Consider the following 26,070-nt stretch of genomic DNA (forward strand, 5'->3'; position numbering starts at 1 on the left):
GGGATGGCAGGGTGGCGGTATGGAGTCGACGACGCCGCTGCTGATCGTGGACGCCGCCAACGTGGTGGGATCCCGCCCGGACGGCTGGTGGCGTGACCGCGCGGGCGCGACCGCCCGGCTGCGCGACTCGCTGGCCACGGTGGCCGCCACCGGGCTGCCGCAGCGGCTGCCGCCGCCGGTGGAGGTGGTGTTGGTGGTGGAGGGCCGGGCCCGGGACGTGCCGGGCACGGCCGAGGTCCGGGTGGTCGCCGCCCCCGGGTCCGGGGACGACGCCGTCGTCGACCTGGTCACCGCCGCGCCGCAGCGCCGGCGGCTGGTCGTCACCGCCGACCGTGAGCTGCGCGAACGCGTCGCCGCGCACGGTGCCGAGGTGTACGGGCCGCGCTGGCTGCGCGACCGGGCGACCCCGCCCGACGGGTCCCACTGATCGGACTACCGGCGCTTCCGGTCGACAACCGGTCGGCGGGGCAGGAACACTGACAGTCGGAAGTTCTCTCACCGTGAGGGATAGGCTCTAATGGAGGCCTCCCCGCCCCCAGGAGGTTTCGCCGTGGCGAGCGTCGCCGAGCTCAAGGCAGCCATCGATGTCGCGCTCCAACAGATCGGCGACGGCCAGAGCGCCGTGCAGGCGGCCGGCGAGAAGCTGGCCGAGGCGCAACAGACACTGGCCGGCGCGCTGGAGGGCAGCGGGCACGAGACGGTCGAGGCGGCCCAGTCCTCGCTGACCCAGGCCAGCCAGGAGCTGGAGGAGTGCCTCGCCGCGACACTCGTCGCCGTCGAGCAGGCGCAACTCTACGTCGCGACGCTCTGAGGCGGGGTCGTGTCCATCGTCGAGGACGTCGGCGCACAGGTCCGCGCCGCCGCCGATGACCTGCCGCTCGCGCAGCTGGCGCTGGCGCTGGAGAAGTTCGGGCTGGCCGCCGAGCGGCTGCGCTGGGTCCGTCAGGAGTCGGCCAACCCGATGGGGGTGCCGGAGCTGTCGGCCGCCACCGAGCACGCCGAGACCGCCGGCTACGCGCTGCGCGTCGCGCAGGAGCAGCTGTCGGCGTACCTCGCCGCGATCGGGTTGGCCGCCGACGGTTCCCCGGCCCCGGGGCCGCAGGAGCAGCAGCGCCGGCCCGCGCACGACGCGCCGCGCGAGGCGGCCCCGGAGGCCGCGGCACCCGAGCCGGCCGCCGAGGCCGCGCCCCGCCGCTGGTGGGCGGTGCGGGTGGCGGAGCTGACCGGCGGCCGGGAGGGCCCGCCGGAGCAGCCCGACGAGAAGGTCGGTGACGCCCGGGAGCTGCTGCGCCGGGTCGTCGGTGGGGTCCGGGCCGGCGACCGCGACCGCCTGCACACCGAGCTGCGCCGCGCGCACGCCGACGTCGGCCTCGGCCTGGCCGCGGTGGCCCCGCCCCTGCTACGCGACCTGGCCGGAGAGTTGCTCGGGCATCCGCCGCGCGCCGAGGACCTGGGACGGTTGCGCCGCGAGCTGGACGGCCGGGTCCGGGACCTGCTGCCCGGCCTGCCGCCGGCGGTGCTGGAGACCCTGCTCACCCGGATCTGCCGGATGCCCCCGCCGCGACGAGGCGAGACGGAGCAGCCGCACGCCGCCGACCCGGCCGTCACCGCGGGGGTGCTCACCGGGGTGCTGCTGGACCGGCTCGGCCGGGACCTGCCCACCGACGACGAGCGGGCCCGGCAGGCCGAGACCGCCCGGGAGCGACGTGCCGCCACGGAGCGGGAGCGGCAGACGGAGACCGCCCGCGACCGGGCGGACGACGCCGAGTGGCAGCGCCGCGCCGACGCCGCGAAGGGCCGGGTGGCCGCCGCGCGGGAACGGGTCGCGGCCGCGCGGGAACGGGCGGGGGCGGCCCACGACCAGGCGGCCGCAGCGCGGGAACGGGCGTCGTCCGCCCGGCCCGGCGCAGCGCCCGACAACCGCGACCAGGCGGCGGCCCGGCGGGGCGCCCCGGCCGGCGACGGGCCAGCCCCGGGCCGGACCGGCTCGGCCGGCCGCGTCTGGTCGAGCCCACCCACGGGCCGCCAGGCGTCCGGCGTCAGCGCGGATCCGCGCGGGCGGGGCGTCGATGGCTGACCGGCGCAACCAGCTGGTCACCCGGGTTCGGGGCATGCTGGGCGAGGCCCTCGGCGCGACCCGGACCCGGGTGTCGACCGCACAGGCCGAGCTGACCACGGCCCGGGAACGCCTGGCGAAGGTCCGCCGCGCCGCGGCGGTCGTGCCGGAGCGGGTGGGCGCGCAGCGCGACCGGCGGCTGGCCGAGATCGACGACCGGCACGCCGCGCGGATCGCGGAACTGGCCCGGCGGGCGGCGGACGCGGCCCAGCGGGAGGCTCCCGGGGCCGCCTCGGCGGACTGGTCGCGGTGGCGACCCACGCCGGCCCGGCGGGCCGAGGCACCGGGCGCGCTGCGCATCGGCACGGTACGCATCCCCGGCGCCGAACCGGTGCCGGCGCTGGTGCCGCTGCTCGACGCCGGCCATGTCGAGCTGACCGGCGACGACCGGGAGGGCTGCGACGCGGTGGTGTCGGCGCTGCTGCTGCGCGGCGTCGGGCGGGCCGACCCGGGTGCCGTCCGGCTGGTCGGCTACGACCCCGAGCACCTCGGTGGCGGCCTCGCCGGGTTCGCCCCCCTCGGCACCGCCGGGCTGCTCACCTTCGTCGGCCCGGGCGGGCTGGCCCGGCTGCTCGACGACCTGGTCGAGCAGATCCGCCGCATCAACGAGACGGTGCTGGCCGGGGAGTACGGCTCGTTACGCGAGCTGGCCGCCGTCACCGGGCGCCGGCCCGAGCCGTGGCGGGTGGCGGTGCTGCTGGGCGGCGACGAGCTGTCGCGGCACGAGCGCGGGCAGCTCGACCGGGTGGTCCGCACCGGGGCGGCCTGCGGCGTGCACCTGGTGGTCCGGGGCGTGTCGCTGCCCGAGGATCCCACCGTGACCCGGGTGGGCGCGCACGCCGACGGCGCCCGGATCGGCGGGCCGAACGGCCTGCCCGTACGCCTCGACCCGCCGCCCCCGCCGGTGCTGGTCACCGAGACCTGCCGGGACGTGGCGGCGCGGGTCAACGCCGGCCCCGCCCCGACCCCGTTCACCGACCTGCTGCCGCCGCCGGAGCAGATGTGGCGGGAGGACTCCGCCACCGGGCTGACCGCCCCGATCGGCGAGGGCCCGCACGGCCGGCCGGTGCTGCTCACGCTGGGCGACTATCCGCCGCACGCGCTGATCGGCGGCCCGTCCGGCACCGGCAAGACGAACCTGATCTTCGCCTGGATCGGCGCGCTGGCCGCCCGCTACTCCCCCGCCGAGCTGGAGTTCTACCTGTTGGACTTCAAGGAGGGAGTGTCCTTCGCGCGGTTCGCCAAGGGCCGCCGGGACCCGAGTTGGCTGCCGCACATGCGGCTCGTCGGGATCAACGTCAACACCGACCGGGAGTTCGGCCTGGCGTTGTTGCGCTTCCTCGCCGAGGAGCTGCGCCGGCGCGCCGACGCGGCGAAGAAGCACGAGGTCACCAAGCTCGCCGAGCTGCGCGCGGTCGACCCCACGGGGCACTGGCCGCGGATCGTGGCGGTGGTCGACGAGTTCCAGATGCTGCTGGCGGGGCGGGACGTGGTCGCCCGGGAGGCCGCCGACCTGCTGGAGGACCTGGCCCGGCGCGGCCGCTCCCAGGGCATCCACCTGGTGCTCGCCTCGCAGGACGTGCGCGGCATCGAGGCCCTGTGGGGTCGTCCGGCGCTGGTCGCGCAGTTCACGTTGCGGATCGCGCTGCCGAAGGCCCTGCGGATCCTCGCCGAACGCAACGACGCCGCCCAGTCCCTGCCGCGCCACCACGCCGTCGTCAACGCGGAGTCGGGCATGGCCGAGGGCAACCAGGTGGCCCGGATCCCGTCGGCCAGCGACTGGGAGACGTGGAGCGGGTTGCAGCACCGGCTGTGGCGGATGCGCCCGCAGGACGCCGCACCGGCCCGCCTCTTCGACGGCGACGCGATCCCTCAGCTCGCCGAGGCGCCGGACTTCCGGGCGCTGGCCGCCCCGGAGACCGGCCACCCGCGTACGCCGGTGGCGCTGCTCGGCGAGATCATCGACGTACAGGCACGCTCGGCGGCGCTGCGGCTGCCCCGGGCTCCCGGCCGCAACCTGGCGGTGCTCGGCACCCGGGTGGACGAGGCGTGCGCGGTGCTCGACGCGGCGGCCCGCTCCCTGGCCCGCCAGCACCGCCCCGGCACGGCGCGTTTCTCCATCGCCTGCCTCGACCCGGACGCCGACCCGGCCGCCCGGTCCCTCTACGAGGATCTCGCCGACGACGCCGCCTGGTACGACGAGGAGACCGTCGGCGAGCTGATGGTCGAGACCGCCGAGGGGCTCGGCACGCCGGGCATCCCGCACTACCTGCTGCTGTTCGCCGTCGACGCGGCGGCGGGGACGTTGGCGACGCGGATCGGGCGGCGTACCGGCCTGGAGGAGCTGCGCCGGATCCTGCACGACGGGCCGGAGCGGCGTACCCACGTGCTGGCCTGGTGGCGGGGTGTCGCCCGGATGCGGGCCGACCTGGGCGGGCCGGCGGCCCGGACGGACCAGATCGGCGCCTGGGTGGCGCTGGACGCCCACGGCGGCGAGCTGGGCTCGTCGCTGTATCCGGGCACCGGCGGGCCCGACTGGTATCCCCGCCCCTGGCGGGGGCTGTTCTTCGACCGGGCGGTGCACCGCACCGGCCAGGTCATCATTCCGTACGGGCCGGCGCGATGAACGAACCCGTGACCAGTGAGTCGTACGCGGCCCAGATCCGTCGGCTGGCCGAGTTGAGCGCGAGGGTGCGCGTGCAGCGGGCCGAGGCGCACACCTGGCACGCCCAGCAGTGTGCCGCCGCCGAGCGGGCCGTCGCCGAGGCGGAGGCCGAGCTGCGGCGCGCGGAGCGGGAGCTGGCCGACGCCCGCGATGAGCAGGAGCGGGTGGACGCCGAGGTCGCCGACCTGTGGCAGGCGCTGCGTGGTCGGCTGGGCGGCTCGGGCCGCCGGGCGGGCGGGCCACCGGCGCCGGTGCCCGGTGCCACGGGTCGACCGGCTCCGCTGCTGGCCGGGGTGCGGGAGCTGCTCAACCGCACCCGCCAGCCGGGTGACCTGCCGGGCTCGGTCAACCCGCTGCTGGCGTTGTGCGGGGTGGCCGGGGCGGTGCTCGCGTACGCCCTCGGGAGCGCGGCGCGGGCGGCGGGCGAGCGGTACGGCGGCGAGCTGGGGGTCGGGCTGCCGGTGCTGGCCCTGGTGGTGACGCTGCTGGGGCCGCTGGTCGGTCTGGTGCCGGCGAAGGTCCTCGCCGACCGCCGGCACGCGGTGCTCGGCCCGCGGCCGATGACCGTCGTGCTCGCCGCCGGGCTCGTCACCACCGTCGCGCTGCTGGTCGCCGGTCGCTGATCCGCCGTCGCCGGGCCGGTGCGGGCAAGGCTGCCGCAGCGCGTCGTCGATCCGCCCGCCCGCCGTTCGTGTAGACGGAGAGGGCCGGGTCATGCCGGCCACCCGACAAGAGGGAGCGTGCGATGCGGAACTTCGTGCTCAACGTGATCCAGCCCGACGGGGACGCCCCGCCGCCGCCGGAGTTCCTCGAGCCGATCATGCGGGACGTCGAGGCCGTCAACCAGGAGATGCGCGGCAGCGGTGTCTGGGTCTTCGGCGCCGGCCTGGAACTGGCGCGCACCGCCCGCGTGGTCCGGGTCCGCGACGGCGAGACGTTGCTGACGGACGGCCCGTTCGCCGAGGGTAAGGAGCACATCGGCGGGTTCACGGTGATCGCCGTGCCGGATCTCGACGCGGCGTTGGGCTGGGCGGAGAAGCTGTCCCGGGCGACCACCCTGCCGATCGAGGTCCGCCCGGTGGCGGCCGTCGACGCCGCCTGAGCCGGACCCCTCCTCGGGCGCGGCTCGGAAGGCCGCGCCCGCCGGCCGGGCCGCGCCGAAATGGCACGGCCCGGCCGGGGCCGCGTCGGCGATGGGGCGGTGGGCGGGCTCAGGCGGGTACCAGCACCGCCTCGCGCAGCAGCCGGCGGGCCAGGGTGAGCCGGTCGGCGTCGTCGTCGAGGCCCGGCAGGTCGCCGACCCGGAGGGATTCGGCGCCGAGCAGGGCGCGCACGGCCGGCGCGCACGTCGCGGGCAGGCTGATCGTGCGGTCGAACAGCACCAGCGCGACGCGGTCCCCGCGCGGGTCGAGCTGCCACCGTAGGCCGGGTCGCGGGGCCAGTCGGGTGTCGACGTCGAGTGTCGCCAGCGCGGCGGCCTGGGCCAGGGGCCGGATGGGCGCGGGCCGGGCGGCCGGCCAGGCCCGCTGCCGCAGCCGGCCGGCAACCGCCGCCGGGTCGGCCCGCAGCAGCCAGTCGCGCAGCGCCTCCACCGTCTCCGTCAGCTCCGGCTCGATCGCGTCCGGGTCGGCGACGTCGACGCCGAACGGCAGCGTGGCGCGCAACCGCTGGTCCTCGGCGGCGAGGGCGAGCAGTTCCTCGACCAGGGCGTAGCGGGTCAGCGCCCGTACGCCGACGGTCAGGTGCAGCGAGCTGGACTCCTGGGCCTGCGCGCTGTGCAGCCAGCCGCGGGGCAGGTAGAGCGCGTCGCCGGGTGCGAGCACCACGTCCAGCGCGGCGGGCCCGTCGGCGGTGGCGGCGACCTCGTCGGCCCGGCCGCCCCACGGCTGCTTCTCCAGCGGGTCGGGCAGCACCGGCGGGTGGATCCGCCAGTGCTTGCGGCCGTCGACCTGCAGAACGAAGACGTCGTGGGTGTCGTAGTGGGTGGCGAAGCCCTGGCTGCCGGCGGGGGTCAGGTACGCGTTGACCTGCAACGGCTGCCCGACGGCGGTGCCGAGCTCGCGGGCGAAGTCGACCAGCGCGGGCCAGGTGCGGTGCAGGCCCTGCAGGACGAGGGTGGCACCGTCGGCGTACAGCTCCAGCACACGCTCGTCGAGGACCTGGTCGCCGATCTCGGCCCCCGCGCCGCCGCCGCCGGTGAAGCGGGTCGCCGGCACGAGCTGACCGTCCTTGGCGATGCGCAGGAACGGCGTACGCAGGCCGCGGCGGCTGAGCAGCTCGTCGGCGTCGGCGGGACTGAGCAGGTCGGTGAAGCCGGCCGGGTTGGGCAGTTCGTCGGCGCGGGAGAGCAGCGGTGTGCGTCCCCAGTGGGCGGCGGCGAACTTCGCCTGCTCGACCGACACGCAGCGGGCGAGCGCGGCGGCGGCCGCGGACGGAACCGCCGGGCGGCCGTGGCCGCCCGGCGGGTCGATGTCAGTCATGGCGATCCGTCAGGCGCTGCCGTCGGCGCCGCCGTCGTGCTGGCCCGGGGTCGCACCGCCGTCGGCCGGGCCCTCCGCGCTGCCGTCGGCACCACCGTCGTGCTGGCCGGGGGTCGCACCGCCGTCGGCGGGACCCTCCGCGCCCTGGTCGGCCCCCTTGTCGGCACCGCGCTCGGCACCGCGGTCGGCACCGCCGTCGGCGCCACCGTCCTGCTGGCCCGGCGTGGCACCGCCGTCGGCCGGGCCCTCGAGGCCGCCGCCGCTGGTGGTCTGCATGTCGTCGTCGTTGAGTGCCATCGGTGCTCCCTAGGGATGTGCCGCCCCGCCGTTGCGCCGGGGTCTCCGTCGTGCAGCGGGTGGTACCCCACGCGCGATCTTCTCTAACCCCACCGTAGACGCCCGTTCCGGTTCACACCGGCGCTTCGCCGGGCCCGGTCCCCCGGCCCTCGAGAGCCGCCACGGCCCGCCCCACCCGAGGTGGAACGGGCCGTCGCCCACGGGCGGCGCGTCAGGGAATGATGTTCGCCATGTCCCGGGGCATCGTGGCCTTCACGTCGTCCCACTCGCCCTGGGTCACGTGCCAGCGCAGGGTGTCCAGCACCACCTGTACCACGCGCTCCGGGCCTCCCTCGACGTCGTACGGGAAGCCCTGGCGGACCTCCAGCAGGAAGTCGTCCCGGTTGAGCTTGATCGGCACGTCCTGCGGCTTCCAGCCGTCGAAGTAGATCCCGCGCACCAGCACCGGCAGCTGCGCGGCGAACTCCACGCTCTCCTGCACCGGCATCCGGTCGCGCAGCAGGTGCAGCACGGTGCGCAGCGCGCAGTAGGACTGGTTGCGTTGCTCCTTCGGCCAGCCGTAGGCCTGCTCGATCTCCTTGAGGATCAGGTTGGTCTTGTCCATCGAGGACTCGAACGCCGAATGCAGCTGCTCAGCCATCGTTCCACCCCCGTACGTCGGTCTCCCACCGTCGGTCGTCGTCACGTCGCGGCGGCCCCACCGGGCCACGCGGCTGCCGGGTCGGGCCGACCCGGGCGGGGCGCGGCACTCCCCGGGCGGCGGCGGACGTGCCGACGACGTGCAGCACGGCGCCGGGCCGTCGACCCGGTACCACCCGAACCGTCATCACCATCCACCTCCGTGGTGTCGCCTCGCGTGGCCGCTGCCGACCACACGCACCGTCCATGCTGCGCGGCGGCGGGGTGAGCGGCCCTCACCCGGACGGGATGAAAAGCCGGGCGCCTGCCGCCGTTCAGGCGGCGTCGAGCAGCCCGGCGAGGGTCGCGGCGTTGGTCTGCGCGTAGTCGCGGTAGCAGTTGTTCATCAGCACGTGGGTCTGGCTGGTGGAGTCGGCCAGTTCGCGCAGCTTCGGCGCCCAGTCGCGCAGCTCCCGGTCGGAGTAGCGGTAGCCGAACTTCTCGTGGATGTCGCGGCTGGTCCACTTGTCGCTGTGCCCGTGGAAGCGGACCACCGCGAGGTCCGCGGTGGCGGCCAGCACCGGGGGCACCGACGAGCGGTGCCCCTGCGGCATGTCCACGCAGACGTACGCGAGCCGGTGCTCACGCAGGAAGGAGAGGGTCTCGTCGGCGTTGTCGCCGTCGAACCAGGAGGCGTGCCGGAACTCGTAGACGGGGCGCAGCGGGGCGCACCGCCTCGCGACCTCCAGCAGGTACTGCTTGTTGTCGCGCTTGATGGTGAACCAGGGCGGGAACTGGAACAGCAGCGCGCCCAGCTTGCCCGCCTCGACCAGCGGGTCCAGCGCGGCGAGGAAGCGCGTCCAGACCTCCTCGTACGCCTGCGGTGGCAGGTCGTCCGGGTACAGGTTCTTCTTCTCCGTCGCCGGGCGCAGGTCCTTGTAGAGCGCGTTGGGCCGGGTCGGGTGCCCGGTCAGCAGGCTGAACGCCTTGACGTTGAAGGTGAAGCCGGCCGGGGTGCGCTCGGCCCACAGCCTCGCCGTCCGCTCGGCGGGCGGCGAGTAGTAGGTGGCGTCCACCTCGACCAGCGGAAACTGGCGGGCGTAGTACGCCAGTCGCTTCTCGGGGGTGTCGGCCGTCCGCGGGTACCAACCGGAGTCCAGCAGCGTGCGGTCGGTCCAGGAGGCGGTGCCGACCCTGATCTCACCCATCGGTCGACCTCACCGCGTCCCGGACCGACCCGCAGCCGCTGAAACCGGGGGTCAGGCCGCCCGGCGCTCCCGGTTCTGCTTGCACTGCACGCAGGTGGTGGCGGAGGGGAAGATCTCCAGCCGCTCGACGGGGATGGCCGAGGTGCAGCCCTCGCAGAAGCCGTACGTGCCCTCCTCGAGCCGGTTGAGGGCGTGCTCGTACTGGGCGCGGCGGTCGAGGATGCTGCGCAGCAGGGACTGCGCGGTGTCCCGCTCCGCCGTCTTGGTGCCGCTGTCGGCCTGGTCGTCGCCGGCGGTGTCACCCACCTCCACCAGCCGCAGCACCTGGCTCTGCAGCACCGCCTGTTCGTACTCCGCGGACATCTCGTCGTAGCGGGCCTGCAGGGAGCGCCGGATCTGGTCGATCTCCGCCTGGGACCGGCCCGTACCGATCGTGTCGTGGACGAGCATCGCTGCCTGCCTTTCTGCCCTGGTGATACGCCTGGGCACCGGTGCGTGGGCCCAGCGCCGTGGTGGTCTGCGGCGCGAGCGGATCACCCGCGCTCTGTGAGCCGGGCGATTACCCCGCCCCGCCGACGGTCAAACCGACGACTTTCCGCCACGACGAGGCGTCAGGGCGACACCGGGGACTCCACCAGCGCCGGGTGCCGGGGATCGTCGGCGCGGACCACGACGTCGGCGAAGGAGGCGGGGGCGACCTCGTCGGCGTACCGGGCGAAGGCGGGCAGCGTCCAGCGCAGCTCCGGGTCGGTGCGCCGAGCCAGGGCCGCCGGGGAGAGCGCCAGGTGGACGGTGACGTCGAAGGGCAGGGCCCCGCCGAGCAGCAGCGCCCCGCTGACCAGCAGGACTCCCCCGGGCGGCAGATCGACGTACGCGGCGCGACTGGCCCGGTCGGCGGTGGCGTCCCACAGCGACGGCAGTACGCGCCCGGAGCCGCCGGGCCCGGCCGGGTCGAGCACCTCCCGGCGCAGCCCCTGCTCGTCGACCCAGCCCTCGTAGAACGCGTCGGGGTTCCTCCGGCCGGATTCCAGGCGCACCGAGGCGGGGCGGAGGAAGTCGTCGGCCCGTACGTGCAGCGCGGGTCGGCCGAGCGCGCGCAGCGGGTCCACCAGCGCGGCGGCGAGCTCGTCCGGGCCGGCCGCCGGGGCGCCGTCGACCGCCACCCGTAGCCGGCCCGGGGCGTCGGCGGCGGCGAGGCGCTCGGTCAGCTCGGCGACGAGCCGCTGCGGGGAGATGGGTCGGACGCGCATTCGACAATGGTGCCCCGCCGGCCGCCCGGGGACGGGCCGCCCGCACGAGACGCGGTGGGGCAGCGGCCGTCAGCCACTACGGGCGGTCGTCACGCGGTGGGCGGTCGTCCGGTCACGGTGAGGGCGGTCGTCAGCCGTTGCGGTCGATGGTCACGTGGGCGTCGTCTGCCAGCCGGTAGCCGACGCCGTAGACGGTGGTGACCAGCGGGACGTCGACGCCGACCTTGCCGCGCAGCCGGCGGACGTGCACGTCCACGGTGCGCACGCCGGCGTGTTCGTAGCCCCACACCGCGTTGAGCAGCTGCAACCGGGTGAACACCCGGCGGGGATGGGCGACGAGGTGCAGCAGCAGGTCGAACTCCAGCCGGGTCAGCGGCAACGGCTCGCCGTCGCGCAGCACCGAGCGGGACGACGCCAGGATGTGCAGGGTGGGGATGGTGGCGGCGGGCGGGCGGACCGGCGAGCGGCCGGCGGGCAGCGGGTCGGGGCGACGCTCGACGGCGGCGGTGATGATGGTGCCCTCGCCGCGTTCCAGCATCTCCCGGGCGGCCTCCAGCAGCCGCCGGGCGGGCGGGGTCAGCGACTCCTCGGATGCCAGCGGGATGTTCAGGGTCACCGTCAGCATCGGTGCGGCCGTGTGGGCGGGGCGCCGCTGGCCTCCCGGGGGACGACCGGGAACAGCGGGCTGGGACGTATGCCATCCGGCGCGCGACGAGGCGGGGCTGACCGACATGGTCCTCCTTGGCTGGTCCGGGTGTTCCCCACGGCCCGGGACGCCGCTTCATCGATGTTTCCCGGCGCCCACGCGAGGGTCAAGGGGCGACTGCGTTGCATGAATGTGACAATTGACGAACGCATCGGAGCCGGATGCTCGCTCTGCGTACGAAGCCTGATGATTACAGCAGAGCCGCCCGGTTGGCCGGTTAGGGGGGTGCCCGCCCGGTTCGGGACCCGGACACGGCGGCGCGGCGCGCCCGGGTCCGGGCACGCCGCACGGGTGGCGCCGTCAGCGGTGGTGTTCGATCTCGATGCGGGCCTCGTCGGCGAGGCGGTAGCCGACGCCGTAGACGGTGGTCACCACCGGCATCTCCTCGTCGAGCTTGGCGCGCAGGCGGCGCACGTGCACGTCGACGGTGCGCGCCACCGCGTGTTCGTAGCCCCACACCCGGCTCAGCAACTGCAGCCGGGTGAACACCCGGCGGGGCTGCTGCGCCAGGAACAGCAGCAGGTCGTACTCGATGCGGGTCAGCGGGATGACGCGGGCGCCCTGGTGGACCACCCGGGAGCCGGTGGCGATCCGGATCGCGTGGGGGTCCACGGCGGCCGGCACCGCGCGGGGCGCCGCCGGCCGCTCCTCGGCGACGCCGGAGCCCAGCCGCCCCTCCCCCGACTCGGCGAGTTCGCCGATCAGCTCCAACAGCCGGGCCAGGCGGGGGCTGACCGGCCCCGGGGCGAGGTCGAGGGTGATGGTGACGCTCGGTGTGGCTCGCGGTCGGACCGACCCGGTCCGCTCGGGGCGTACGGTCGAGTGGTTTCGGGTGGGGATGGCGACGACGGACATGGAGCCTCCTGCGGCGGCGGTGCCGCCACGCCCGGTGGAGCGTGACGGTCAGGACGGCGCCCGGCCGGCGGTCACCGGGGGCGCGGGGGTGGACGTGGGTCGCGGCGGGGTGGGGCCGAGCACGGGCAGGCCGGCGAGCCGCCAGGCGACGAAGCCACCGACGACGTCCGTGGCCCGGTGCAGCCCGAGATCCTGGAGGGCGGCGGCGGCCAGGGAGGAGGTGTAGCCCTCCTGACAGATGACCATGACCCGCAGGTCGTAGCCGACCGCCTGGGGCAGCCGGGCGGCACAGCGGGGATCGAACCGCCACTCCAGCACGTTGCGTTCGATCACCAGCGAGCCGGGCACGGTGCCGTGGGCGGCCCGTTGGGCGGCCGGACGGATGTCGACCAGCAGCGCCCCGCCCCGGTATTCCAGGTGCGCGCGCTCGGGGTCCAGCCGGTCCAGCCGCGCCCGGGCGGCGGCCAGGATCTCGTCGATACCCCGGGCGCCCGGCGGGGCCACCGGGGCCGGACACGCGTGCGGGTCGGTCTGCGGCATGGTCGTTGCCTCCACTGGGTGCTGACGGTTCACGTACGACGGTGTACGGCCGGTGCGGGGTGGGCGGCGCGTACCGGATCGCGGGCGGAGGGGACGGGACGGCGTCGCGCTCACCAGGCGACTCCGGCCTCGGCCACCTCGGCGACGCGCAGCCGGCCCTCGGTGAGCCGGTAGCTGGTCATCCTGCGCAGCGCGGGGCGGTAGACGTGGACGCTCACCGCCGGCTCGTCGTCCCGGTTGGACACCTGGTGCACGTGCCGGGGGCCGAACCGGCGACCGGAGCCGGCCGGCAGCCGGTGCGGGCGCAGCACGCCCCCGCCGACCGTCTCCTCGGTCAGTACCCCGGAGACGACCAGGAACGCCCCGCCACAGCCGCCGTGGTCGTGCAGGTCGGTGCCCTGGCCGGGCAGCCAGCTCAACGCCCACACCTCGTGGTCGGCGTCGTGGGCGAGCCGGGCGTACCAGCGGGTGGCCGGATCGAAGCGCAGCGGCACCGGCCAGCGGGCGGGGTCGGCGGCCCAGCGGCGGGCGACGGTGAGCAGGTCGGGTGGGCGTCGGTCGGGCATGGCGGTCCTCGCGGTTCGGCGGAGCGTCGACCCAGCATAGGCTGCAAACCCTATTGGTTTAGTAGGCATTCCCAGAACTCGGGACGCCACCGCCATCCATCGGCTCCGCCTCCCAGCCCGCCGGCCGCGCGACCCGTCAGGCCGAGCTCCGACTAACCTGGACCGGTGAGTGAGGAACTCGACGCCGAGACGCTGGCGTTCGCGCACCGGATGTTCGACCTGGCGCGCGACGGCGCCACCGCCGAACTGGCCGACTACGTCGACGCGGGGCTGCCCGTCGACCTGACCAACGACAAGGGTGACACCCTGCTGCTCCTGGCGGCCTACCACGCCCGCCCCGAGACGGTCGCCGCCCTGCTCGCCCGCGGCGCCGACCACACCCGGGCCAACGACCGGGGCCAGACGGCCCTGGCCGCCGCCACCTTCCGCAGCAGCACGGAGGCCGTCCGGGCGCTGCTCGCCGCCGGAGCCGACCCGCACCACGGCAGCCCCTCGGCGGTGGAGACCGCCCGCTTCTTCGACCTGACCGAGATGTTCGCGCTGCTGACGGCACCGACCGCCTGACCGCGACGGCCGCCGTGTCCCGCTCGGTCGTGCGCGAGGTGCCCCGCTGACCGCTGCCGGCGACGCCCGGCGCACGCGCCCGACAGCCGGTATACAGGTCCGGTGGAGGATCCGCTGCCCGAACAGATGCGCGCCGCCGCCGCGGCGCTGCTGGCCGCGCTGGACGAGCCCGCCCGCGACCGGGCCGCCCATCGGTTCGACGACGACGCGGCCCGCCGCTGGATCGAGTACCGGCCGCGGCCCCGCCCGGGAGTCTGCCTGGCCGACCTCGACCGCGCGGGCCGCAAGGCCGCGCACCGGCTGCTGGCCACCGCGCTGAGCCCACCGGCGTACGCCCAGGCGATGGCGATCGTCGCGCTGGAGGAGGTGCTGGACCGGGCGGAGGGCTGGCGCCGGGGCCGGCACAGCGGCGACTACTGGGTGGCCGTCTTCGGCGATCCGGCCCGCGACGACGCCTGGGCGTGGCGCCTGGAGGGGCACCACCTCTCGGTGAGCATGACCGTGGTGGCCGGGCAGGTCTCCCCCGCGCCGATCTTCCTCGGCGCCAACCCGGCCACCGTCCGGTACGCCGGCCACCCGGTCTCCCGCCCGCTGGGCGTGGAGGAGGACCTGGGGCGCGCCCTGCTCGACGCGATGGGCCCGGCCGGCCGGTCCGCCGCCATCGTCGCCGACGAGGCCCCCGGGGACATCATCAGCGCCACCCGCGCCCAGGTTGGCGGGCCGCTGGAGCCCCTCGGGGTACCCGCCGACCGGCTCGGGCCGACCGGACGGGCCCTGCTGGACCAACTCGTGGCGCTGTATCTGGACCGGCTCCCGCCCGAGCTGGCGATCCGGGAGGCGCGCCGGCTGGACGCCGGGCGGCTGCACTTCGCCTGGGCCGGTCCGACCGTGCCCGGACGCCGCCACTACTACCGCGTGCAGGGCGACGACCTGCTCATCGAGTACGACAACACCAGCGACGACGGCAACCACGCGCACACGGTCCTGCGCCGCCCCGCCAGCGACTTCGGCGCGGACGTCCTCGCCGCCCACCACGCCGAATCCCACCCCCGCTAGCCGTCTCCGCCGCCCGCCCTTCCAGCTCGCGTCGCCCGTGCGGCGTGGCGTCGCGCCTCGTCGATCATGCAGTGGTGGTGCCCTGCGAAAGGTGCGAAGCGGCCCCTACCGGCCACCACGACTGCATGATCGACGCAGCTGGGGCCGGGGCGGGGGGCGCCGCCGGGGCGGGGCGTCAGGGGCGGTGGGGGGCCAGGTCGATGGTGGAGTCCGGGGTGCCGGCCAACGCGTCGAAGGTGGTGGCCTCGGCCCGGCGTCCGGCGTCGAAGCGGCGCACCAGCCGGGCGCCCAGCGAGACGCCGACCGCGCCGACGCCCAACGCCACCAGCTCGGTGAGCAGCAGCACGACGGACGCGCCCCGCTGCGGCGCGTCCGCACGGACGAGGCAGGAGATCAGGAACAGCGCCGCCATCGCCACGTTCACCAGGTTGAAGGTGATCGCCGTGCGCCGGGTGCGGTCGACCGGCACGTCCCACAGATCGATCATGCCGGCCACGGCGGCCAGCGCGGCGGCGAACAGGGCCGCCACGGTCGTCCAGTAGCCCACCTCACCGAGGAAGGCCGGCCCGCCGAGCACGTCGGTCAGGTCGAACACGGTCGCGCTGACGAAGAGCCCGAACGGGAACGTCACCAGCATCGGTTGGATCGGGTGCCCCTGCACCCGCAGCCGGCTCTGCATGGTTCCTCCCCAGGTCGGCATGCGTCCACCAGTCCAGGGTGCTACCCGGGCGCCCGTACGCCGAAACGACACGCGGCCCACCGGCCCCGATCGTCCCACCGGTCACCCGGCCCCGACCCGACGGCGGGCTGGCCGCCCAGGTTCAGTTGTCCCGGGGGCGCGACACGGTGGCGACCAGCCGGTCGGCCACCTGACGCAGCGGGATGTCCAGTGACGACGCCGCGCTGCGCAGCACGTCGAGCGCCTCCTCGGCCGGGCAGCCGCGCTGGGTCATGATCACGCCGATGGCCTGCCCGACCACCCCGTCGCCGAGCACCGCCGAATCCAGTTCCCCGGCCTGGGCGGCCCTGCGTGCCCGGTCGCGGACCGCCGCGAGCAGCAGCCCGGCGTGCTCGGCGAGCAGCATCGCGGTGAGCTGGTGCCCGGGGGTGAGCAGGTCGGCGGTGCCGGCGTACAGGTTGATCGACCCGATCACCTGTTCGTCGACGTCGACCGGCGCGGAGATCACCCCGTGCACGCCCAACTCCCGGGCCCGTGGCGTCCAGGCCGGCCACCGCCCCTCGCGGTCCAACCGGTCGGAGAGGATCATCTCCCGCCGCCGGACCGCGTCCATCGCGGGCGAGTCGGGGCCGTGCCGCAGGTCGTCCAGGCCCGCCAGGCGGGCGTCGGAGGCCGCCGCCCCGGCCGGTTCGCCGGCGCGCAGGGTGGTGAAGCCGCACCAGCTCACACCGGCGACCGCGTCGCGGGTGGTGCGTACGAGCGCGCCCAGCGCCTGGTCGAAGTCGTCGCCCGCGATCAGCGCGGCCGTCAGCTCGCGCAGCAGGGCGGCGGTCTCCAGGACGCCGAGCCGTTCCACCGCCGGGTCCCGCATCTCCAGGTTCACCGCCGCGCTGCCCCCGTCGTCGCAACGCGTGCCGCCGCACGGCCGGCCGGTGCCGTCACCTGTTCCATCGCCTGGTTCTCTCCCGACTCTTCGGACCCGGCCTACTACCCTCGCAAACCGGGGTCGAAACGGCGCAAAAGGGGGCCCCTTCCGGGCGCCCGGAGGCGTCGGAAGGGACCCCTACAGCGTCAGCGCGACGCGGAGCTGAGCCGCCGTCCCACCGAGGCAATCAACCGGTCCAGCTCCGAACCGAACGGGTTGTCGTGCACCAGGTACGTCCAGGTCGCGCTCGGCCGCACCAGCTTCGCCTCGTCCGGCTCCCAGTCGTCGGCGAACTCCGTCTCCTCGAAGGTGGCGAGCGTGCGCCGCTCGATCTCGGGGATCAGGTCGTTGAACGCCGGCACCGCCGCGCGGTGGAACTCGTCCAGCGGGTCGAGCCGGCCCAGCGCGCGCAGGTGCACGCCCTCGCGCACCTCGGAGAGCTCCGCGAGGTGCTCCGCCCAGAGCCGGTCGAGGTGGTAGAGGGCGATCGACCGGGCCGCCCGGGCGAGCAGGTCCTCGTCCATCTCGCCGGCCTTGTCGGGCATCCGGTCCAGCAGCATCAGCGCCGCCACGTCGCTGGTCAGCAGCCGTTCCCGACGCTCCGCGAGGGCCTTGCGCTGCTGCTCGATCACGACGCTGTAGCGCCACGTGTTGCGGTGGATCTCGTGGTTGACGCCCTCCGCGACCCGCTGGGCGTGCTCGACGGCGTACTCGACCTGATCGTCGGTGACGAGACCGTCGGCGTTCATCCGGGGCGAAGCCGGAACGGCGTCGCCGGCGTGCCGGACGACCAGGTCGTCCTCCAGGCTGACGAAGAAGACCGAGCCACCCGGGTCGCCCTGCCGCCCGGCCCGGCCGCGCAGCTGGTCGTCGACCCGGCGGCTGTCGTGCCGGCCGCTGCCGATCACGTAGAGGCCGCCCAGCTCGGCGACCCGGTCGCGGTCGGCCTGGTCGCTGCCGCCCAGCCGGATGTCCACGCCCCGGCCGGCCATCTGGGTGGAGACGGTCACCGCGCCGTACGCGCCGGCCTCGGCGATGATCGCCGCCTCCTCGTCGTCGTTCTTCGCGTTGAGCACCACGCAGGACACCCCGGCGGCGTTCAGGCCGGCGGCCAGCCCCTCGGACTCCTTCACGTCCAGGGTGCCGACCAGCACCGGCCGCCCGCGCTCGTGGTTGCGCTTGATCTCGTCGACCAGCGCCTCCTCCTTCTCCGCCCGGGTGGCGTAGATGCGGTCCGGCTCGTCCTCGCGCACGCACGGGGTGTTCGGCGGGATGACCGCCACCTCGAGGCCGAAGAACTCCCGCAGCTGGTCGCCGACCAGCACCGCGGTCGCCGTCATGCCGCACACCTTGGGATAGAGCGCGATGTACGCCTGCACGGCGATCGTGCCGAGCACCTCGCCCTCGGCGGTGGCGTCGAGGCCCTCCTTGGCCTCCACGGCCGCCTGGAGTCCGTCCGGCCAGCGGCGGCGCTGGGCGACCCGGCCGCGCATCTCGTCGATCAGCTCGACGGAGTTGTCCCGGACGATGTAGTCGACGTCGCGGTGCAGCAGGGCGTGCGCGTGCAGGGCCACGTTCACGGCGGAGAGCTGCGCGACGTGTTCCTCGTCGTAGAGGTCGATGCCGAGCTTCGCCTCGATGGCGGCCAGGCCGGCGGCGGTGAAGGCGACGCTGCGGCCGTCCTCGGCCACCGTGTAGTGCTTGCCCTTGCGCAGGCCCCGCACCTGGGCTGCGGCGGCGTGCACCGGGTCCTGCTCGCCGGCGACCGCGCCGGCGAGGACCATCGGCACCCGGGCCTCGTCGATGAGGATCGAGTCGGCCTCGTCGACGATGGCGGTGCGCAGCGGCGGCTGCACCCGGTCCGCCACGTCGGTGACGAGCTGGTCGCGCAGGTAGTCGAAGCCGGCCTCGCTGACCGAGACGTAGGTGACGTCACAGGCGTACGCGTCGCGCCGCTCCTGCGGGGTGGACGCCTCGTTGACCCAGCCGACGGTCAGGCCGAGCAGGGTGTAGACCGGCTCCATCCAGAGGGCGTCACGCCGGGCCAGGTAGTCGTTGACGGTGAGCACGTGCACCGGGCCGTTGCCCAGCCGGACGTGCCCGTACGCGGCGATGGTGGCGGTGAGCGTCTTGCCCTCACCGGTGGCCATCTCGGCGACCTTGCCCGACAGCAGCGCCATCGCACCCAGCAGCTGCACGTCGTACGGCCGCTGGTCGAGGCCCCGGCGGGCGGCCTCGCGGCCGATCGCGCAGATCTCCTCGTAGCCCGTGGCCTTGCCGGCGGCCTCGGTCAGCTCGGCGTCGTCGAGCGCCGACAGCTCGTCCTCGCGCGCCTCGACGGCCGGCAGCAGCTTCTCCAGCGGCCCCAGGTCGACGGTCGTCCCCGGGCGCTGGAGGAACCGGCGGAACCTGGTCTTCAAGCGTTGCGACACACCCATGAGCGGCAACGGTACGCGACCGGAGCCGTCGTTGGCGGCCCGCCCGGCGTACCACCGCGCGGGTGTCGCCGCGAGGCGGGTCGCACGCGTGCGGCGCTCAGGTCACCAGGAGCTGGTGGGCGGCCAGCTCACGGTAGAGCGGGCTGGTCCCGGTGAGCTCGTCGTGGGTGCCGGTGGCCGCCACCCGGCCCCCGTCGAGCACCACGATCTGGTCGGCGTCGACGACGGTGGAGAGCCGGTGCGCCACGATCAGCAGGGTGCGCCGGGCCGCGACCGCGTCGATGGCCCGGCGCAGCGCGGCCTCGTTGCGGGCGTCGAGGTTGCTGGTCGGCTCGTCGAGCAGCAGCACCGGCGCCCCGGCCAGCAGGGCGCGGGCGATCGCCAGCCGCTGCCGCTCGCCGCCGGAGAGCAGCACCCCGCCCTCACCCACCTGCACGTCCAGCCCCTCGGGGGCGCGCTCGGCGAGGTGGCCCAGGTTGACCTCGTCGAGCACCGCGCGCAGCCGGGCCTCGGTGGCCTGCGGCGCGCCGATCAGGAGGTTCTCCCGCAGCGTGCCGGCCAGCACGGGGGCGGACTGCTCGACGTAGCCGATCCGGGCGCGCAGCGCGTCGCGGGGCAGGTCCCGCACGTCCACCCCGTCGACGCGCAGCGTGCCCTCGATCACCTCGTAGAAGCGCTCGACCAGCGCCAGCAGTGTCGACTTCCCGGCGCCGGAGGGGCCGACCAGGGCGGTCCGGGTGCCGGCCGGCACGGTGAAGCTCACCTCGCGCAGCACCGGCGGGCCGCCGGGGTAGCCGAAGCCCACCCGGTCGAACTCGACCGACGCCGGGGCCCCGCCGGACGGGGCCTTGGCCGGGGCGGCGGCCGGCCGGTCGGCGGCCCCCTCGACCGGGACGGCGAGCATCTCCTCGATCCGCTGGAGCGCGCCCAGGCCGGTCTGCAACTGGGTGTAGGCGTGCACCGCCTGCCCGAGCGGAAGCACCAGGAAGAACAGGAACATGATGAAGGCGACCAGGTCCCCGACGGTGATCGCGCCCGCCGCCACCCGCGCCCCGCCCACCCCGAGGACCAGCAGGAACGCCCCCTGGATGGTGACGCTGCTGGCCGGGCCGACGAACGCCTGCACCCGGGCCACCCGCAGCCCGGCCGCGTACGCCTGCCCGGCGCTGACGCCGATCGCGTCGGCCTCGCGCCGCTCGGCGCGGGCGGCGCGGATCGTGCGGGCGGCGGAGATGGCCCGCTCCACCGCCGAGGTCATCTCGCCGATGCGCTCCTGGGCGGCCCGGGCCAGGCCCCGCACCCGGCGGGCGAAGGCGACCGCGATGCCGATCCCGGCGGCCACCCCGAGCAGGGTCACCCCGAACAGCACCGGGTCGAGCAGGAGCATCGCCCCGGCCGCGCCGAGCACCATCACGGCGCCGGTGACCACCTCGAACAGCCCGGAGGTGACCACGGCGCGCAGCAGGGTGGTGTCCGAGCCGACCCGGGAGAGCAGGTCGCCGGTGCGGCGGCGGTCGTACTCGGCGATCGGCAGCCGCAGCAGGTGCCCGGCCAGCCGCCGCCGGGTGTCCAGCACGACCCCCTCGGCGGTGCGTTGCAGCAGGTAGTCGCGCACCCCGCCGAGCGCCGAGCCCATCAGCACCAGGGCGACCAGCGCCGTGACCAGCCCCGCCACGGGCCGGCTGGCGGAGAGCCCGTCCAGCACCGAGCGGGTGAGCAGCGGCTGCGCCAGCGAGGCCGCCGCCCCGGCGAGCGACAGCACGCCCACCACCGCCAGGGTGCCGCGGTGGGCACGCAGGTACGGCAGCAGGGCGGCGAGGCCGACCCGCCGGTCCTCCGGGGCTCCGGCAGGACCACCGGCGGCGGTCGTGACGGGCGCGTCGGCGGTCGTGAGGGGGTCGGCGGCGGTCGTGACGGACGCGTCGGCGCTCATGCTGGCACGGTATCGGGCCGCGCCACCCGCCCGGCCCGGCGCGGGGCGTCAGACGGTCAGCACCACCTGTAGTTCCTGGCGGCGCCGCTCGGCGAGGTCGGTCAGCAGCGCCGGCGCGTCCTCGAACGGCACCACGGCCGAGACCAGGTGCTTGCGGATCACGTCCCCGTACGCGCGCAGCAGGTCGATCGTCTCGGCGGAGAGGCGCTCCCGGTCCCAGGTGGGGGCGAGCCCGCGCGGCACCCGGCCGATCTGGGCAGACCGCAGCGTCAGCCCGTTGTGGTGGAACTCCTCGCCGAAGCGCACCGCGTCCGCGCCGGCCTGGTAGAAGGCCAGGTCGACCACCGTGCCCTGGGGGCGCAGCAGGCGCAGGGCGAGCTGCAGCGCCCACGCCTGCCCCCGGCACTGGAACACCACGTCGGCGCCCCGGTCGCCGGGGCCGTGCGCCCAGCGGGTCTTGAGCACCACCGCCGGGTCGTCGGCCTCCGGGTCGAGGGTCCGCAGGCCCAGCGCCTCGGCGACGGCCCGCCGCTGCGGGGTCGGGTCGAGCACCACCACCGAGGCGGCCCCGTGCCGCCTGGCGAACAGGGCGGTGAGCAGGGCCACCACCCCGCCGCCGACGACCGCGACCCGGCGGCCCCGCACCCCGTCGCCCAGCGACCGCACGTCCGCGCCGTGCAGGTCGGCGGCGGCGTGCAGCACCCCGTTGGCGCAGATCGGACCCATGTGCGCGACGTAGACGCCGAGCAGCGGGTCGAGGTCGTCGGGCAGCGGCACGAACCGCTCGGCGACCGGGTCGGCCACCCAACCGGTGCGGTGGCCGTACGTCATGGCACCGACCGTGCCCACGGCGACAGCCGGGGTACGGCTCTCCACCACCCTGCCGACCTGCATGTAACCGAGGCGGGTCACCGGGAAGGGGGTGCTGGCCGCGCCCGGCTGGAAGAGCCCGAGGTCGGCGTTCCAGGTGACGTTGAGGTAGGGATTGGTGCCCTTGACGTAGCTGAGTTCGGTGCCCGCGGACACGCCGCTGAACAGCGTCCGGACCCGGAACGTGCCGTCGGTCAGCTCGGCGGCGTCCTGCTCGACAAGCTCCACCCGCCCCGGGCCGCTGACCACCACCACCTTGTCACGCATCGACGGCCACCCCGGCGGCGAGCGGCGCGGCGGCGGGCACGTCCAGCCGTACGGGCCGGCCGGTGCGGGCGGAGTCCGCGATCGCGAGGGCCAGCCGCTGGGTGCCGAGGGCCTCGGCGTACGGGACACGGACGTCGTCGCCGACGCCCCGGACCGCGTCGACGAAGGCCCGGTCCACGGCCACCCGGGCGGCGTCGGGGTCGGCGGCGAAGCGACGTTCCCCGTCGGCGTCGCGCACGACCAGCCCGTCCTCGCTCAACGACAGAGCGAGCCCGTCGGCGAGGATCTCCAGTCCGGCGCGGTGCTTCCAGCCGAGCACGCAGGCGGCGGTGAGGGTGCCGACCGCACCACCGGCGAACCGCAGCGCCGCGGTGGTGACCGAGTCGATGTCGGCGCCGTCGACCGGCGGCGGGGTGCCGTCGCCGTACGCGGTGACCTCGGTGGCCTCCCCGACCAGGAGCCGGACGAGGTCCAGCACGTGCGCGGCCTGCTCGACCACCGGGCCGCCGGAGCGGTCCCGCCGCGACCACCAGTCCACCGGGGGCACCTTGTCCCACCACGCGCCGGCCACCATCCGCACCGGACGGTCACCGAGCAGCTCGCGGGCCTGCTGCACCACCGGCAGGTACCGCCAGTGGTGCCCGACGCCGGTGAGCAGCCCGCGCCGGGCCACCAGGTCGGCGACCCGCTCGGCGGTCACCAGGTCGACGGCGACGGGCTTCTCCACGAACATCGGCACCCCGGCGGCGACGACCGCCTCCTCGGCCGGTCCGTGGGCGAACGGCGGCACGCAGACGTAGACCGCGTCCGGGCCGGCGGCCAGCAGCTCGTCGACGTCGCCGAAGGTGCGGGCGCCGTGCGCGCGCGCCAACTCCGCCGCGGCCTGCGGCACCACGTCGGTCACCCCGAGCAGCTCCACGTCGGCGAATCCGTCCAACACCCGGGCATGGCGTCGCGCCACCCCGCCGGCCCCTACCAGTCCCACCCGGCACGTGCGCATGTGAAGCCCCTTCGCCGCCGTTTCGCGTCGCCGACAGCACTCCCCCGGCACGCGCGCAACCAAACGTTCACCAGGGCGGAACCCGGCCACGCCGCCGACGTGATCAGGCTGTGAGGCATGCTGCGTTAGCGCGAGCGCGGCAGTGGGAAATAGGAGCAGGATTTTTCCGCCACGATCTGGGGGTGCCTGTGCGGAAAGCGGAAACGATCGTGTCACCGGTGGTGGAGGCGTGGGCCACCTACCGCACCACGTCGGCGGGTGACTGGCCGGCCCGGCACCTCATTCGCGCCAAGGGCGACAGCAGGGTCAGCGTGGTCCTGCCGGCCCACAACGAGGAGGCGACGGTCGGCGCGATCGTGTCGACCATCCGCCAGCACCTGATGGAACGGGTGCCGCTGATCGACGAGTTGATCGTCGTGGACTCCCGCTCCACCGACCGCACCGCCCAGGTGGCCCGTACGGCCGGGGCGGAGGTGGTCAGCCAGGACGCGATGACCCGGGGGCTGCCCCGGCTGACCGGCAAGGGCGACGCGCTCTGGGCGGGGCTGGCCGCGGCCGAGGGCGACGTGGTGGCGTTCGTCGACGCCGACCTGCGCGAGTTCCGTCCGCACTTCGTGACCGGGCTGATCGGCCCGCTGCTGACCGATCCCTCGGTGGACTTCGTGAAGGGCTTCTACCACCGTCCGCTGGTCGGGGCGTCCAGCGTGGAGGCCGACGGCGGCGGGCGGGTGACGGAGCTGATGGCCCGGCCGATGCTCAACCTGTTCTGGCCCGAGCTGGCGGGCTTCGTGCAGCCCCTCGCCGGCGAGTACGCGGGCCGCCGGGAGGTGCTGGAGCAGGTGCCGTTCGTCTCCGGCTACGGGGTCGAGACGGCGATGCTCATCGACCTGCTCGACCTGGTCGGCCTGGACGCGCTGGCCCAGGTGGACCTCGGCGAGCGCAAGCACCGCCACCAGGACACCGCCGCGCTGGGCCGGATGTCGGCCCAGATCATGCTGACCGCCTGGTCGCGGCTGCAACGGCGCGGCTGGGCGGCGCCGGGTGCCATGCCGGCCGCGCTGCTGACCCAGTTCCGCCGGGGCGGCTCCGACGCCCTGCCGAACCTGGACCGGGAGATCGTCGTCAGCGACGTCTCCGTCGAGGAGCGGCCGCCCCTGGCGCAGCTGCGCCACCGCATCCCCCGCCGACGGGTCGCCGCGGCGTGAACGCGCGACCCGTCGTGCCCGTGCCGCGCCGGGCGCGGACGGCCCGCGGCCCCGTCGAGAGGAACGTCGCATGAGCCTCACCGTCCTGATGAACGCCGGTCCGTGGCTGTCCGTGCCGCCGCCGGGCTACGGCGGTATCGAGAACGTCATCGCCACGCTCGTGCCGGAGCTGCGCCGCCTCGGCGTACGGGTGGTGCTCGCGTCGGTCGACAGCAGCGCCCTGCCGGTCGACGAGAAGTTCTCCGTCTTCCCCGACGGGCAGTTCCACGCCCTGCAGCGGCCGTACAACCAGGTCTGCGGCATCTCCCAGGCGCACCTGAACGGGGTGGTGCGCGTGCTGCACTCGCGCGACGACATCGACCTGGTGCACGACCACGTGGAGGCGGTCGGCCTGGCCACGCTCACCGCCATGGGCCCGGACGCCCCGCCGGCGCTGCACACGCTGCACTGGGACCTGGCCAAGCACCCGGCGCTCTACGGCAACCTCGACGGCGGCGACCGGGTCCGGGTCAACGGCGTCTCGGCCTCGCAGCTGGCCCGCGCGCCCCGGGCGTTGCGGGAGCACTCGGTGGGCCACGTGCACCTGTCCACCCCGCTCGCCGTCGACGCGGACCGGCGGCCCCGCGCCGACAAGGGCGACTACGCGCTCATCCTGGGCCGGATCAACCCGGGCAAGGGGCAGGACGTGGGCGCGCGCCTCGCCCGGCGGGTGGGGGTGCCGCTGGTGCTCGCCGGTCCCGTCGGCCCGTACCACCGGCCGGAGGACCTGGCCGCCGCCGGGGACGAGGCCCGGCAGAACCCGGACGTGCGGTTCTTCTACGACGAGGTGGCGCCGCACGTCGACGGCGACCTGGTCCGCTGGGTGGGCACGGTGGCCGGGCAGGACCGCGACGACCTGCTGGCCGGCGCCCGGGCCTCGCTGTTCCCGCTGCGCTGGGAGGAGCCGGGCGGCACGGCGGTGGTCGAGTCGCTGGCCCTGGGCACGCCGGTGGTGGCCACCGCCCGGGGCTGCCTGCCCGAGCTGATCGAGCACGGCCGCACCGGCCTGCTCACCACCGACGAGGAGGAACTCGGCGAGCTGCTGCTGGCCGCCGACATGCTGGACCCGGACGAGTGCCGGCGCGAGGCCGCCGTGCGCTTCACGCCCGCGGTGATGGCGGAGAAGTACGTGGGCCTCTACGAGCGGGTCCGCCAGCTCGCCACCGCCGGGCGCCTGTTGGCGGCCTGACCGGCGATCCGCGCCGACGGCGGGTTTGTCGGTGCGAACAGTGGGAAGGCCCGGTCCGCTCGGTATTCCCGCACAGTGAGGAGACGGCGGTGACCGGTCCCATGGCGCGCTCCCGCGCCCGGCACAACCCGGCGGACGGCAAGGCGCCCGTCCGGCGGGCCGCCACCGTCGTGGCGGTGGTCTTCCTCCTCGTCGGCGTGCTCGGCTTCGTGCCGGGCATCACCAGCGACTACTACGACCTGCGCTTCGCCGGGCACGACTCCGAGGCGAAGCTGTTCGGCCTGTTCCAGGTCTCGGTGCTGCACAACATCGTCCACCTGCTCTTCGGGGTGGCCGGGCTGGCGCTGGCCCGTACCGTCGCGGGCGCACGGGCGTACCTGATCGGTGGGGGCGCGATCTACCTGGTGCTCTGGCTCTACGGCCTGGTGGTCGACCACAACAGCGGGGCCAACTTCATCCCCGTCAACAACGCCGACAACTGGCTGCACCTGTTCCTCGGCGTGGGCATGATCGCGCTCGGCGTCCTGACGACGCGGGACCGTACCGCGCGGTGACTCATCGGGACCGGCCGGGGCGCGTCGCGCCCCGGCCGGTCGCGGTTTCG

At 75.3% G+C, this 26,070-nt stretch carries 27 protein-coding genes; 11 read left to right on the top strand and 16 right to left on the bottom strand.

Annotated elements, in window-relative coordinates; translation table 11 throughout:
• Positions 1-19: 19 nt before the first annotated feature.
• The 6 genes from ACGFIG_RS16050 to ACGFIG_RS16075 all read left to right on the top strand — a co-directional run bounded on the left by ACGFIG_RS16050 (position 20) and on the right by ACGFIG_RS16075 (position 5,883).
• On the top strand, positions 20-427 hold the full coding sequence (locus tag ACGFIG_RS16050) for a hypothetical protein (RefSeq protein WP_393003431.1): 408 nt from the start codon (positions 20-22) through the stop codon (positions 425-427).
• Between the two features lie 123 nt (positions 428-550).
• A complete protein-coding gene (locus ACGFIG_RS16055) occupies positions 551-811 on the top strand; it encodes a hypothetical protein (protein ID WP_089000636.1) in 261 nt (86 codons plus the stop codon).
• A 9-nt stretch (positions 812-820) separates the two neighbouring features.
• Complete coding sequence (locus ACGFIG_RS16060; protein ID WP_393003433.1) at positions 821-2,077, top strand: hypothetical protein; 1,257 nt, start codon at positions 821-823, stop codon at positions 2,075-2,077.
• Positions 2,070-4,742, top strand: coding sequence for an FtsK/SpoIIIE domain-containing protein (locus ACGFIG_RS16065; RefSeq protein ID WP_393003435.1), 2,673 nt, complete (start codon positions 2,070-2,072; stop codon positions 4,740-4,742). Before ACGFIG_RS16060 ends, ACGFIG_RS16065 begins: the two co-directional genes overlap by 8 nt.
• On the top strand, positions 4,739-5,404 hold the full coding sequence (locus tag ACGFIG_RS16070; protein ID WP_393003437.1) for a hypothetical protein: 666 nt from the start codon (positions 4,739-4,741) through the stop codon (positions 5,402-5,404). The genes ACGFIG_RS16065 and ACGFIG_RS16070 overlap by 4 nt, the downstream gene beginning before the upstream one ends.
• 122 nt (positions 5,405-5,526) lie before the next feature.
• Positions 5,527-5,883: a YciI family protein gene (locus ACGFIG_RS16075; RefSeq protein WP_393003439.1), complete on the top strand. Its 357-nt coding sequence runs from the start codon at positions 5,527-5,529 to the stop codon at positions 5,881-5,883.
• 109 nt (positions 5,884-5,992) lie between these two features.
• Here the strand turns inward: ACGFIG_RS16075 and ACGFIG_RS16080 are convergent, their stop codons facing one another.
• From ACGFIG_RS16080 to ACGFIG_RS16125, 10 genes are all read right to left on the bottom strand, one after another.
• Entirely contained in the window at positions 5,993-7,261 is a 1,269-nt protein-coding gene (locus ACGFIG_RS16080) for a cupin domain-containing protein (RefSeq protein ID WP_393003441.1), read from the bottom strand.
• 9 nt (positions 7,262-7,270) lie between these two features.
• Entirely contained in the window at positions 7,271-7,558 is a 288-nt protein-coding gene (locus ACGFIG_RS16085) for a hypothetical protein (RefSeq protein ID WP_393003443.1), read from the bottom strand.
• A 211-nt stretch (positions 7,559-7,769) separates the two neighbouring features.
• The gene (locus ACGFIG_RS16090; RefSeq protein WP_393003445.1) at positions 7,770-8,198 is read right to left on the bottom strand and encodes a DUF2267 domain-containing protein; all 429 of its coding nucleotides are present in this window, start codon (positions 8,196-8,198) and stop codon (positions 7,770-7,772) included.
• 313 nt (positions 8,199-8,511) lie between these two features.
• Entirely contained in the window at positions 8,512-9,384 is an 873-nt protein-coding gene (locus ACGFIG_RS16095; protein WP_393003447.1) for a DUF72 domain-containing protein, read from the bottom strand.
• A 51-nt stretch (positions 9,385-9,435) separates the two neighbouring features.
• Positions 9,436-9,834, bottom strand: coding sequence for a TraR/DksA family transcriptional regulator (locus ACGFIG_RS16100; RefSeq protein ID WP_393003449.1), 399 nt, complete (start codon positions 9,832-9,834; stop codon positions 9,436-9,438).
• 161 nt (positions 9,835-9,995) lie between these two features.
• Complete coding sequence (locus tag ACGFIG_RS16105; RefSeq protein ID WP_393003451.1) at positions 9,996-10,634, bottom strand: uridine kinase; 639 nt, start codon at positions 10,632-10,634, stop codon at positions 9,996-9,998.
• A 130-nt stretch (positions 10,635-10,764) separates the two neighbouring features.
• Positions 10,765-11,367: a winged helix-turn-helix domain-containing protein gene (locus ACGFIG_RS16110; protein WP_393003453.1), complete on the bottom strand. Its 603-nt coding sequence runs from the start codon at positions 11,365-11,367 to the stop codon at positions 10,765-10,767.
• A gap of 273 nt (positions 11,368-11,640) precedes the next feature.
• Complete coding sequence (locus ACGFIG_RS16115; RefSeq protein ID WP_393003455.1) at positions 11,641-12,195, bottom strand: winged helix-turn-helix domain-containing protein; 555 nt, start codon at positions 12,193-12,195, stop codon at positions 11,641-11,643.
• 48 nt (positions 12,196-12,243) lie between these two features.
• A complete protein-coding gene (locus ACGFIG_RS16120; protein ID WP_393003457.1) occupies positions 12,244-12,735 on the bottom strand; it encodes a rhodanese-like domain-containing protein in 492 nt (163 codons plus the stop codon).
• A 110-nt stretch (positions 12,736-12,845) separates the two neighbouring features.
• The gene (locus tag ACGFIG_RS16125) at positions 12,846-13,301 is read right to left on the bottom strand and encodes a cysteine dioxygenase (RefSeq protein WP_393003459.1); all 456 of its coding nucleotides are present in this window, start codon (positions 13,299-13,301) and stop codon (positions 12,846-12,848) included.
• Positions 13,302-13,466: 165 nt separating this feature from the next.
• Between ACGFIG_RS16125 and ACGFIG_RS16130 the strand changes: the two genes are divergently transcribed.
• Entirely contained in the window at positions 13,467-13,865 is a 399-nt protein-coding gene (locus tag ACGFIG_RS16130; RefSeq protein WP_393003461.1) for an ankyrin repeat domain-containing protein, read from the top strand.
• 102 nt (positions 13,866-13,967) lie between these two features.
• Positions 13,968-14,921, top strand: coding sequence for a DUF3500 domain-containing protein (locus ACGFIG_RS16135; protein WP_393003463.1), 954 nt, complete (start codon positions 13,968-13,970; stop codon positions 14,919-14,921).
• A gap of 175 nt (positions 14,922-15,096) precedes the next feature.
• Here the strand turns inward: ACGFIG_RS16135 and ACGFIG_RS16140 are convergent, their stop codons facing one another.
• The 6 genes from ACGFIG_RS16140 to ACGFIG_RS16165 form a co-directional block, all read right to left on the bottom strand.
• A complete protein-coding gene (locus ACGFIG_RS16140; protein ID WP_393003465.1) occupies positions 15,097-15,600 on the bottom strand; it encodes a DUF2231 domain-containing protein in 504 nt (167 codons plus the stop codon).
• A gap of 142 nt (positions 15,601-15,742) precedes the next feature.
• Positions 15,743-16,483, bottom strand: a complete 741-nt coding sequence (locus tag ACGFIG_RS16145) for a GAF and ANTAR domain-containing protein (RefSeq protein ID WP_393003467.1) — start codon at positions 16,481-16,483, stop codon at positions 15,743-15,745.
• A gap of 188 nt (positions 16,484-16,671) precedes the next feature.
• The gene (gene secA2, locus ACGFIG_RS16150; RefSeq protein ID WP_393003469.1) at positions 16,672-18,963 is read right to left on the bottom strand and encodes an accessory Sec system translocase SecA2; all 2,292 of its coding nucleotides are present in this window, start codon (positions 18,961-18,963) and stop codon (positions 16,672-16,674) included.
• Positions 18,964-19,060: 97 nt separating this feature from the next.
• The gene (locus ACGFIG_RS16155; protein ID WP_393003471.1) at positions 19,061-20,896 is read right to left on the bottom strand and encodes an ABC transporter ATP-binding protein; all 1,836 of its coding nucleotides are present in this window, start codon (positions 20,894-20,896) and stop codon (positions 19,061-19,063) included.
• Between the two features lie 48 nt (positions 20,897-20,944).
• Positions 20,945-22,033, bottom strand: coding sequence for a zinc-binding dehydrogenase (locus ACGFIG_RS16160; RefSeq protein WP_393003473.1), 1,089 nt, complete (start codon positions 22,031-22,033; stop codon positions 20,945-20,947).
• A complete protein-coding gene (locus ACGFIG_RS16165) occupies positions 22,026-23,033 on the bottom strand; it encodes a Gfo/Idh/MocA family protein (RefSeq protein ID WP_393003475.1) in 1,008 nt (335 codons plus the stop codon). The genes ACGFIG_RS16160 and ACGFIG_RS16165 overlap by 8 nt, the downstream gene beginning before the upstream one ends.
• A 221-nt stretch (positions 23,034-23,254) precedes the next feature.
• Between ACGFIG_RS16165 and ACGFIG_RS16170 the strand changes: the two genes are divergently transcribed.
• From ACGFIG_RS16170 to ACGFIG_RS16180, 3 genes are all read left to right on the top strand, one after another.
• The gene (locus ACGFIG_RS16170; RefSeq protein ID WP_393003780.1) at positions 23,255-24,238 is read left to right on the top strand and encodes a glucosyl-3-phosphoglycerate synthase; all 984 of its coding nucleotides are present in this window, start codon (positions 23,255-23,257) and stop codon (positions 24,236-24,238) included.
• A gap of 70 nt (positions 24,239-24,308) precedes the next feature.
• Positions 24,309-25,466 carry a glycosyltransferase gene (locus ACGFIG_RS16175; RefSeq protein ID WP_393003477.1) on the top strand — a complete coding sequence of 386 codons (1,158 nt, stop codon included), beginning with the start codon at positions 24,309-24,311 and terminating at the stop codon, positions 25,464-25,466.
• A 101-nt stretch (positions 25,467-25,567) separates the two neighbouring features.
• Positions 25,568-26,020 (top strand): DUF4383 domain-containing protein, encoded by a 453-nt coding sequence (locus ACGFIG_RS16180; RefSeq protein ID WP_393003782.1) that lies wholly within the window; start codon positions 25,568-25,570, stop codon positions 26,018-26,020.
• Positions 26,021-26,070: the final 50 nt, after the last annotated feature.

The organism is Micromonospora sp. NPDC049048 (assembly GCF_043197615.1).
Lineage (GTDB): Bacteria > Actinomycetota > Actinomycetes > Mycobacteriales > Micromonosporaceae > Micromonospora.

Bases quoted from the DNA above. Each gene is read 5' to 3' on its own strand.
- ACGFIG_RS16085 (WP_393003443.1), bottom strand. From the start codon at position 7,558: ATGGCACTCAACGACGACGACATGCAGACCACCAGCGGCGGCGGCCTC.
- ACGFIG_RS16120 (WP_393003457.1), bottom strand. From the start codon at position 12,735: ATGCCGCAGACCGACCCGCACGCGTGTCCGGCCCCGGTGGCCCCGCCG.
- ACGFIG_RS16095 (WP_393003447.1), bottom strand. From the start codon at position 9,384: ATGGGTGAGATCAGGGTCGGCACCGCCTCCTGGACCGACCGCACGCTG.
- ACGFIG_RS16110 (WP_393003453.1), bottom strand. From the start codon at position 11,367: ATGTCGGTCAGCCCCGCCTCGTCGCGCGCCGGATGGCATACGTCCCAG.
- ACGFIG_RS16090 (WP_393003445.1), bottom strand. From the start codon at position 8,198: ATGGCTGAGCAGCTGCATTCGGCGTTCGAGTCCTCGATGGACAAGACC.
- secA2 (WP_393003469.1), bottom strand. From the start codon at position 18,963: ATGGGTGTGTCGCAACGCTTGAAGACCAGGTTCCGCCGGTTCCTCCAG.
- ACGFIG_RS16080 (WP_393003441.1), bottom strand. From the start codon at position 7,261: ATGACTGACATCGACCCGCCGGGCGGCCACGGCCGCCCGGCGGTTCCG.
- ACGFIG_RS16050 (WP_393003431.1), top strand. From the start codon at position 20: ATGGAGTCGACGACGCCGCTGCTGATCGTGGACGCCGCCAACGTGGTG.
- ACGFIG_RS16175 (WP_393003477.1), top strand. From the start codon at position 24,309: ATGAGCCTCACCGTCCTGATGAACGCCGGTCCGTGGCTGTCCGTGCCG.
- ACGFIG_RS16100 (WP_393003449.1), bottom strand. From the start codon at position 9,834: ATGCTCGTCCACGACACGATCGGTACGGGCCGGTCCCAGGCGGAGATC.
- ACGFIG_RS16075 (WP_393003439.1), top strand. From the start codon at position 5,527: ATGCGGAACTTCGTGCTCAACGTGATCCAGCCCGACGGGGACGCCCCG.
- ACGFIG_RS16115 (WP_393003455.1), bottom strand. From the start codon at position 12,195: ATGTCCGTCGTCGCCATCCCCACCCGAAACCACTCGACCGTACGCCCC.
- ACGFIG_RS16160 (WP_393003473.1), bottom strand. From the start codon at position 22,033: ATGCGTGACAAGGTGGTGGTGGTCAGCGGCCCGGGGCGGGTGGAGCTT.
- ACGFIG_RS16105 (WP_393003451.1), bottom strand. From the start codon at position 10,634: ATGCGCGTCCGACCCATCTCCCCGCAGCGGCTCGTCGCCGAGCTGACC.
- ACGFIG_RS16140 (WP_393003465.1), bottom strand. From the start codon at position 15,600: ATGCAGAGCCGGCTGCGGGTGCAGGGGCACCCGATCCAACCGATGCTG.
- ACGFIG_RS16180 (WP_393003782.1), top strand. From the start codon at position 25,568: ATGGCGCGCTCCCGCGCCCGGCACAACCCGGCGGACGGCAAGGCGCCC.
- ACGFIG_RS16070 (WP_393003437.1), top strand. From the start codon at position 4,739: ATGAACGAACCCGTGACCAGTGAGTCGTACGCGGCCCAGATCCGTCGG.
- ACGFIG_RS16065 (WP_393003435.1), top strand. From the start codon at position 2,070: ATGGCTGACCGGCGCAACCAGCTGGTCACCCGGGTTCGGGGCATGCTG.
- ACGFIG_RS16125 (WP_393003459.1), bottom strand. From the start codon at position 13,301: ATGCCCGACCGACGCCCACCCGACCTGCTCACCGTCGCCCGCCGCTGG.
- ACGFIG_RS16165 (WP_393003475.1), bottom strand. From the start codon at position 23,033: ATGCGCACGTGCCGGGTGGGACTGGTAGGGGCCGGCGGGGTGGCGCGA.
- ACGFIG_RS16155 (WP_393003471.1), bottom strand. From the start codon at position 20,896: ATGAGCGCCGACGCGTCCGTCACGACCGCCGCCGACCCCCTCACGACC.